The sequence below is a fragment of the Shewanella sp. SG41-4 genome (genome assembly GCF_014164505.1).
Taxonomy (GTDB): Bacteria; Pseudomonadota; Gammaproteobacteria; order Enterobacterales; family Shewanellaceae; genus Shewanella.
On record NZ_JACJFI010000191.1, the window covers coordinates 1 to 8,619 of the forward strand.

7 protein-coding genes are annotated in these 8,619 nt (G+C 42.2%); 4 read left to right on the forward strand and 3 right to left on the reverse strand.

Annotation, left to right across the window (positions count from 1 at the left end; genetic code table 11):
* Window positions 1–19: 19 nt before the first annotated feature.
* Window positions 20–1,228 (reverse strand): flagellar assembly protein FlgT, encoded by a 1,209-nt coding sequence (locus H5202_RS15415; protein ID WP_182772855.1) that lies wholly within the window; start codon window positions 1,226–1,228, stop codon window positions 20–22.
* A 269-nt stretch (window positions 1,229–1,497) separates the two neighbouring features.
* Between H5202_RS15415 and H5202_RS15420 the strand changes: the two genes are divergently transcribed.
* Both H5202_RS15420 and H5202_RS15425 read left to right on the forward strand, forming a co-directional pair.
* Window positions 1,498–2,208: a FlgO family outer membrane protein gene (locus H5202_RS15420; protein WP_182772856.1), complete on the forward strand. Its 711-nt coding sequence runs from the start codon at window positions 1,498–1,500 to the stop codon at window positions 2,206–2,208.
* The gene (locus tag H5202_RS15425; RefSeq protein WP_011636625.1) at window positions 2,205–2,651 is read left to right on the forward strand and encodes an LPP20 family lipoprotein; all 447 of its coding nucleotides are present in this window, start codon (window positions 2,205–2,207) and stop codon (window positions 2,649–2,651) included. Before H5202_RS15420 ends, H5202_RS15425 begins: the two co-directional genes overlap by 4 nt.
* 84 nt (window positions 2,652–2,735) lie before the next feature.
* On the opposite strand, the gene H5202_RS15430 is transcribed toward H5202_RS15425, so the two are convergent.
* Both H5202_RS15430 and H5202_RS15435 read right to left on the reverse strand, forming a co-directional pair.
* On the reverse strand, window positions 2,736–3,668 hold the full coding sequence (locus tag H5202_RS15430; protein ID WP_182772857.1) for a DUF6268 family outer membrane beta-barrel protein: 933 nt from the start codon (window positions 3,666–3,668) through the stop codon (window positions 2,736–2,738).
* A gap of 149 nt (window positions 3,669–3,817) precedes the next feature.
* Window positions 3,818–4,468 carry a TetR/AcrR family transcriptional regulator gene (locus tag H5202_RS15435; RefSeq protein ID WP_182772858.1) on the reverse strand — a complete coding sequence of 217 codons (651 nt, stop codon included), beginning with the start codon at window positions 4,466–4,468 and terminating at the stop codon, window positions 3,818–3,820.
* 246 nt (window positions 4,469–4,714) lie between these two features.
* Here H5202_RS15435 and H5202_RS15440 point away from each other — a divergent pair, with 246 nt between their 5' ends.
* Window positions 4,715–5,836, forward strand: a complete 1,122-nt coding sequence (locus H5202_RS15440; RefSeq protein ID WP_182772859.1) for an efflux RND transporter periplasmic adaptor subunit — start codon at window positions 4,715–4,717, stop codon at window positions 5,834–5,836.
* Window positions 5,833–8,619 (forward strand): efflux RND transporter permease subunit (locus H5202_RS15445; RefSeq protein WP_182772860.1); only part of this gene is annotated, 2,787 nt, incomplete at its 3' end. The genes H5202_RS15440 and H5202_RS15445, both read left to right, overlap by 4 nt.

The following is an 8,619-nucleotide window of genomic DNA, read 5'->3' on the forward strand; positions in this document are numbered from 1 at the left end:
AGCTTCTAGTAACCAATCATTAGTTCTTAATCGCAATATCATTTACTTGAATATTATCTGCACTGTCGATGCCGTCAAATATTGCGGTTGAGCTGTCTTCGGTAACTTGTTCGATAACCACATTGGCACGGCTTTTTGTGGCGATGGCACGCATGGAATTAAATCTGTCTGGGATATTTTTTTGTAATACGATTTGGAACTTATCACCCATTTTTACGCCATTTTTACGGCCTAAATTGATGATAATACGATCCCCTTGCCTGGCGACAATTTGGCCTAGTAATGGACGACAGTTTAACTGCTTATCCAGCGACATCACGCTTTGCTGTAAAATATCGCTGATCGCTTGACCATAAGATGATCGCCAAAAGCGCTGGTTAGCAGGTGAGACGATTTCTTGTCTTTCAAATTCCCACGGCGCTGAGGTGGCGAATGATTCTGACCACACCACTTCACCGCTGATCCCATGGTAAAGGGTTAATTTAAAAATAAACTGCCTTAGTGGATCATCCTCGACAAAGCCCATGTAACTGCTTTGAGCTGGTTCGGTCGAAATATCAATGATTTCAGGTTGCAGCAGATATTGGCTGTCGGTGATTTCGCCTAACCAACTGGGAATACGATATCCTTTAAAGTTGACAAGTTGATTGGTGTTATCAATTTTTTCATCGGCATGGAGTCGTGCAAAACTGTATCGCGACTGCGCATTGATAGCTTTACCTAATTGCTCGGTGATCCGCTCTTCAAAGTGAGCTAATTGACCATAACGCAACTGTTCGCGTTCTTGTAAATAGGCTTGAGGCAACATAATCGCAGCTTTGAGAGATTGGCTTTTACATTGAGCGTTAGGTTCTTGTTCGCTGAGTTCAAGCTGTAATATCACGGTGATGGTGTGTTGGCTGATCATTTCACTCATTAATTCAACGTTATTGGCCGATCCCATCCGCTGAATTTGAAAGGTATCTTGAGTAAGCCGACCTTGGTTGACTTGTTGTTCGCTGGAAAAGTTAACCCCGGCTTTTAAGCTAGCATAATTTAACGCTTGGCTTATGGCGTCTTCACGGGCTTTATCTATATCGCCATTAACGATTTTAGCCTTACCAGTCACTTCAATTTGTTCAGCCAATACCGACGGAGTAACACACAATGCACTCACGCATAGCATTGCTATTACGGCAAGGTGATTGAAGGTTTTAGTTCGGTTAACAGGGCTGTGTCGGATCAACATACAATGTCCTAATGTCAAAAAATCGTCTATTTTGCACAATTGTGTAAATTCAATTTACTCTATTTTAATCAAAGCAAAAATTGTGCTGACTCACTATATTAGTGGTTATTTTCTATGTTGCACTATTACAGTAAAGCTTTTAACGCATTTGCCGATATAAAGACACCAACAATAAAGAGTACATAATTGGCCTTAGTTATCGATGTACATGGCGATTAAATGACTCATTTATACCAAGACTAGCGGCATTATATGTTAGAGGAATTATTATGATTAACAGGCTTTTTATCTCCACGGTCATGCTTGCGTCGTTATCGCTAGCTGCATGCACCCAAACGCCTAATGCTGCCAATAACCTTGCCTTTAGTAATAACGGTAAATTTGTCAAAATCGTCGACGAAGATGAGGTTTATCACGATAAGCTGGCTTATGATATTCAGGCTGCGGGAATATCACCTAAAGGCCAAGTGAATGTGTGGGCAGAAAAGTTAGTCAACGAGTTAGTGTTACAAAATGACGCTTTACGCCCAGATCAACCACTGCTAATTTCTACGCCAGTGATGACCAGCAATTTTAATGCGACCAATGAATTAGCATTGCAGTTACAACAAGGGTTACTCGCAGCGTTCCACGCTCATGAATTTAATTTAGTCGATTTAAATGTGGCGACAAATTTGCGCGCCACAGAACAAGGCGAGTTTATGTTGAGCCGCAACTGGGAACTGTTGCGTGCAGATTTGCCGGTATCGCATGTATTAGTGTCAACCATGACCCTCACCCCTGAAGGAATTGTGTTTAACGGCCGAGTGATTAATGTGACCAATAATCGCGTCCTTTCAGCGGTGCAATCATTTGTGGCAGCATCGAGCTTATCAGGTTATTTACAGCCTTCTGAAATGGTTGAGTCACGCAATGGTTTACTGTATCGCCACGAAAATAAGGGCGACAGTCGTTACACCGTATTAGGAGATAAGCTATGAAGTCGTTGATGTTAATTATGCTATTACTGCTAACTGGCTGTGTCAGCAAAGATAAATATGTTCAGTGGGAAACTGAAGCGCCAGCTTCATTCCCAACACTAACGGCAATTGGTTATGCACCTTTGGCGACCCAGCCCAGTAAAGAGCCATCGCATCGTATTTTAATGGCGATGCAAGCCTCTAAAATTGCCGCTTACCGTGAGTTGGCGGAACAGGTGTATGGACAAAAGATTTCGGCTAATAGCGACGTAAGTGAGTGGTTATTAACTGACGACAACGTTAAGTCTAGCGTGAGTGGCATTATTCGCGGCGCTAAAGTGGTTAAGACCTACCCTTCTGGTGAGTTTTATGTCACTGAGCTAGCTCTAGACTTTAAACAAGTATGGCAGTTGTACGAACAACAAAATCGTCCTAAACGCGTAAAAGAAGTTACTTACTTTTAATTGAACATTTACGCTACCTTGTTGATACAAAAAATGCCGCTGAAGTCAGCGGCATTTTTTATTGTATTACGTTAACAATCATCATTAAAACGTCAGTTTAAACACTAAACCGAATGCTGCTTGATTTTCCAAGTCTTCAGTAACGTCTGGATAACTTAACTCCATTTCTCCACCAAAATAATAGCCAGCATAGGCGTTAAGGCTAATATTCGTCGTTGCTTGCCAGCCTGCGCGAGCAAAGCCTACCCATTCTTCTACTTCAATGGTTTTGTCATCGTCAGCAATTAAAAAACGCTCTGTTCGCATTGAGCTACCGACGCCAAAATCCCAGTCGCGGTTATATTGATAACTTAACTCTAATCCTGCAGGACCACTGAAACCGGCTTGAAACGGGTTAGCAAGTACCCACTTATCGTTTATCTGCCAACGTACCGCTAAATAAGGTATCGTGCGCACTTCTGAAATATCATTTAAATAGGCAACACCAAAGCCGAGCATATTGCCAGAGTCAAAGCGGTACATGCCCGAGGCAACTACACCATAACTTTGCGCATTTGAAGATGACGCTGTATCGGCATAGGCGTATTGCAGTTTCGGGGCTATAAGAAACATCCAATGATTATCAAGACGGTAAGATAACGATAAACCAGCACTGTACTGATGTATGGTTGACCAAGGTTCAGTACTGCTGCGTAACAGGGTGTTTTGGTTCATATCCCAGTCGTAATCGAGATTATCGTAGCCTAGATTTGCCCCAATTGACCATTGACGGTTGAGTGGCATGCTGGCCGAAAAACTGGTCTTCCAAGCATCACGCTGTAACTGATTAGGGTTATTGCTATTAGCCCCAACATTAGCGGTACCCGTTGATGTACGAGCTACTGTGAGTGAAAATGGTGAACGTTCTGGTGCTGCTAAAGCATGCTGACTTAACAACAGTCCCGATGCTAGCAAAATTGACAACGCTGATGTACTCAATGATTTTGGCTGAATTACGTTAACGTTATAAAGCGTCATATCGATCTGCTTCCCTTCAAATAATAGGATAAGTTAACTATTAACTTGGCTTAATAGCACCTTAGTTTAATAGTAGCTTGGCTAAATAGCCCCTTAGTTTAATCACAATAATACTGTTATCGCGCCAATTAAGTTCAACTTTTATTGGCTTATTTTACGTCAACTTGGTGGGCTCGCAAAAACATCTCGGCAGTATCTTGTAAATATTGTTGCCTGGTTGTCAGTAAATCACCTATCTCTAATCCTAGCTCTAAACGTAATTTTAGTTCGCCAAATAACATTAAACACAATCTAACTGCGCTTTCGTGAGGGTTTTCAAAAAAGTATTCGCCATGTTCATTGACCTTTTTTAAGTAATTTCTAATCAGTCCTAGTACGTGCTTGGGACCTGCGTCATAAAACAATCTAGACACTTCTGGGTGAGTGTCTGCTTGAGCTACGCAAGTTTTAAATACTGTCATGGTTTCTTTGCTAACAATCATTTCACCAAATTGCAGAGCAAACTGCAAAATAACCCGTTGTGGATTTGCAGCATCAATTAAGGCGTCGCCAGTGAGTTGATGCACAACACATTTAGACTCAATCGCGGAAACAAACAAATCATCTTTGGAACCAAAATGAGAATAAACGGTTTGTTTTGATACACCGGCATGTTTTGCCACTTCATCCATGCTGGTATTAGGAAAACCCTGATGACAAAAAAGCTCAATCGCAGACTCAAGTACTTGAGCACGCTTTTGTTCACTGCGGCTCAAACTAATCTGTTCGATATTATTAAGTGATGTGGTGTGTTTTGTCATGTTGGTTCCGTAAATTAACCCATTAAGCACAATCGAGTGTCAGCGTTACTACTTATTATTTAGCGTTATAGTAACTAAAAATAGACTGGACAGTCTAGTTTTATAAAACTAGACTACTGAGTCTAGTTAACATGTAAATTACATGTTGTGGTTTATGGGTAATGAATTCGTCTACGGTTACTAATAATTGCCCCTAAAAGTTAAATCAACATAGATACAATATATTGCTTTGCAAGGAATAAACTTATGTACGCGTCAAAGACATTCACCCCAATCATTCGATACTGGGCGCTAGGTTTAAGCTTAATCGCATTAGGCGGTTGTGGCTCTGAGGTAAAAGAGCATTCACAAACAACTGAGTATCAAACGGTATTGTCACAACCTTTATCGTTAAGCGACCGTTATCAGCACATGCAAACTTATACGGGTACGATTCGCTCAGCCAATACCACCGGAATTGGTTTTGAGCTTGCGGGTAAACTCAATAATATCCTAGTTGATAGTGGCGATACGGTGAGTAAAGGACAAATATTAGCGCAGCTGGATACCGATTTATTAACTGCAGAAAAGCAGCAATTACAAGCCAGTTTATTACAAACTCAAGCGGATATAGATTTAGCAAAAAGCACCTTAGTCCGTACTCAAAAATTGAAACAACAAAACTATGTGTCTGAACAGCAACTCGATGAAACTCAACAACAAGTTATCAACTTACAAGCTAACCAAAAGCGTATAGAAGCCAGCTTAAGTGCGACCAATTTGAAAATTGAAAAATCAACTTTACTGGCCCCATTCAATGGAAAAATCAGTCAACGTTTTCATAATGTCGGTGAAGTGATTGCGCTAGGCAGTCCGGTTTTCACCTTAGTCGGTAACAGTCAGCCTTTGGCTTACATAGGTGTACCCATAGACATCGCACAGCAGTTAACCGCCGAGCAAATGGTAGATGTCCGTGTAGGTAAACAAACCTTTACAGCTAAAATTGCCGGTATTAGTGCCGAGATCAATACCATTAGTCGTACGGTTCAGTTGCGTATTCATTTGCCTGACTCAGCCAGAGTGATTAATGGCGAAATAGCTTATTTGGCGTATCAACAAGACGTGCTAGCACCTGGTTATTGGGTGCCTATGTCAGCATTAACCGATGGTGTGCGCGGATTATGGAACGTGTTGGCCTTAGTTGAGGCTGAGCAAGGTTTTTATACCATTGAACGTCGCGATGTAGAGATTATCTATACCAATGAGCAACAAGCGTATATTCAAGGCGCCATAAAACCAAGCGATTTAATTGTGTCACAAGGATTACATAAATTGGTGGTTAATCAGAAGGTCACTCTCGCTCAATCAGAGAAAATGGGGGCATTATGATTAAAGCATTTTTAGAAAATGGCCGCCTAACCAGTTTATTTATCTCATTATTAATTGTTGCGGGATTAGGTGCTATTTCAAGCCTACCCCGCACTGAAGATCCACATATTACTAACCGATTTTCGTCTGTTATCACTCAATACCCTGGTGCATCTGCAGAGCGGGTTGAAGCACTCGTGACTGAAGTGTTAGAGAATCAATTACGCCGTTTAGAAGATTTAAAGCTAGTCCAGTCGACTTCTCGCCCAGGGATTTCGGTTATCCAGTTAGAGTTAAAAGACACAGTCACAGAGACGGCTCCTGTGTGGTCACGCGCTCGAGATCTCATCGCCGACAGTAAATCCTTGTTGCCAGTAGAAGCACAAAACAGTGTGTTAGATGATCAACTAGGTTATGCCAACACAGCCATTTTAGGGCTTGTTTGGGCAGATAATAGCCCTGTAAGAGCCGATATTCTTAATCGTTATGCTAAAGAATTACAAAGCCGCCTAAGGCTGCTCAGCGGTACTGATTTTGTTAAACTATATGGCGCACCACAAGAAGAGATTTTAGTTGAGTTAGATGGTAATAAAATCAGCCAATTGCATTTAACTCCCGCCAGTATTGCAGCTATTTTAAATAATGCCGACAGTAAAATTTCAGCCGGTGAAGTTAATAACAGCCAATTTAGAGCCTTAGTTGAAGTATCTGGCGAGTTAGATTCGCAAAATCGTATCCGCCAAGTGCCGTTAAAAGTAGACGACTATGGTCAAATTATTCGCTTGGGGGATGTGGCCAATATTAGTCGCCAAGCTAAGACTCCGGCATCGAGTATCGCCTTAATCGACAGTCAGCAAGGTGTTTTGGTGTCTGCGCGCATGCTCAATAATAATCGAGTCGATGTATGGCAACAACATGTAAGCAGCGCCATAGATGATTTTTCAGCTAATTTACCGGCCAATATTAAGGTGCAATGGTTATTCGACCAACAAAGCTATACCAGTGACCGATTAGGCGACTTGGTGATTAATCTTTTACAAGGATTTGTGATTATTTTAGTGGTTCTGATGCTGACATTAGGACTGCGCAATGCAGTGATTGTGGCAATATCATTACCATTAACCGCATTATTTACCCTCACCTGCATGAAATATACTGGCCTACCGATCCACCAAATGTCGGTAACAGGTTTAGTGGTTGCGCTAGGTATTATGGTCGATAATGCGATTGTGATTGTTGATGCCATAGCTCAACGTCGTCAACAAGGTATGAGCAAACTGGAAGCGGTATCAAAAACCTTACACCATTTATGGCTACCCCTTGCGGGGTCGACCATTACCACCATGCTAGCTTTTGCACCTATTGTGTTAATGCCGGGCTCTGCAGGTGAGTTTGTTGGTGGCATTGCCATTTCGGTCATGTTTGCCTTACTCGGCTCATATATTATTTCTCATACCATCATTGCTGGCCTGGCGGGTCGATTCAGTCGCAGTGAAAAACCAACGACTTGGTATCAGCAAGGGATGGCATTTCCAAGAATTAGCCAAGCATTTACCGCCAGTTTACAGTTTGCGTTATCTAGGCCAATATTGACCGCCATCGTAATTGGAATATTACCGATTGCAGGCTTTTTTGCTGCGGGCAAAATGACTGAACAATTTTTCCCTCCGTCTGACCGCGATATGTTCCAAATTGAAGTCTACCTGGCCCCTCATGTCAGTATCGATAACACTCTAGAGCAGGTCAAACTGATTGATAATAAGCTGCAACAGATTGACGATATTGTCGCTGCCACATGGGTTGTTGGCGGTAATACGCCCTCTTTCTATTACAACTTAACTCAACGGCAACAAGGGGCAACCAATTACGCCCAAGCGATGATTAAAGTGACTGATTATGTCGCCGCCAATCGGTTGATTTTACAATTACAAAAAGAGTTTGATGCCCAATTTCCACAAGCACAAATTTTGGTGCGAAAACTGGAACAAGGGCCTCCCTTTAACGCTCCGGTTGAGCTGCGTATTTATGGCCCTAATCTTGATACCCTGAAAACATTGGGCGAACAAGTACGCGGAATTTTAGCCGCCACACCTGATGTTATTCACACTCGTGCAACCCTCAGTTCAGGCGCGCCAAAAGTGTGGTTACAGGTGAATGAAGACGCCAGCTTAATGAGCGGCCTAAGTTTGAGCGACATTGCCAATCAAATTCAAATGGCGACTACCGGTATTATTGGTGGCAGCATTTTAGAGCAAACGGAATCACTGCCAATTCGTGTGCGTTTAGGTGACAACAGCCGCGAACAAGCCACACGTTTAGCCGAGATCAATCTAGTTTCAGCTTCAGGCTCCGGGATCCCACTATCGGCATTGTCTTATAACGAAATCAATGTCAGTCGCGGCGCAATCCCCCGAAGAAATGGTGAGCGCGTCAATGCCATTGAGGCTTATATAACCAGTGGAGTATTGCCTGCACAAGTGCTTAACGAGGTTAAAGATGCTATTGCTAATTTGTCTATTCCTGCGGGATACCACCTCGAAATAGGCGGCGAAAGCGCAAAGCGTAATGAAGCGGTAGGTAATTTATTGTCAAATATTGTACTTGTCGTCACTTTATTATTAGCGACGGTAGTGTTGTCGTTTAACTCGTTTAGACTAACAGCAATCATTTTACTGAGTGCTTTTCAATCGGCAGGTTTAGGCTTGTTATCTGTGTATGTATTTGGCTATCCGTTTGGGTTTACCGTCATCATCGGTTTATTGGGGTTAATGGGTTTAGCCATTAATGCTGCCATTGTTATTTTG

Coding starts and splice junctions, on each gene's coding strand:
- H5202_RS15415 (WP_182772855.1), bottom strand. CDS start 1,228: ATGTTGATCCGACACAGCCCTGTTAACCGAACTAAAACCTTCAATCAC.
- H5202_RS15420 (WP_182772856.1), top strand. CDS start 1,498: ATGATTAACAGGCTTTTTATCTCCACGGTCATGCTTGCGTCGTTATCG.
- H5202_RS15425 (WP_011636625.1), top strand. CDS start 2,205: ATGAAGTCGTTGATGTTAATTATGCTATTACTGCTAACTGGCTGTGTC.
- H5202_RS15430 (WP_182772857.1), bottom strand. CDS start 3,668: ATGACGCTTTATAACGTTAACGTAATTCAGCCAAAATCATTGAGTACA.
- H5202_RS15435 (WP_182772858.1), bottom strand. CDS start 4,468: ATGACAAAACACACCACATCACTTAATAATATCGAACAGATTAGTTTG.
- H5202_RS15440 (WP_182772859.1), top strand. CDS start 4,715: ATGTACGCGTCAAAGACATTCACCCCAATCATTCGATACTGGGCGCTA.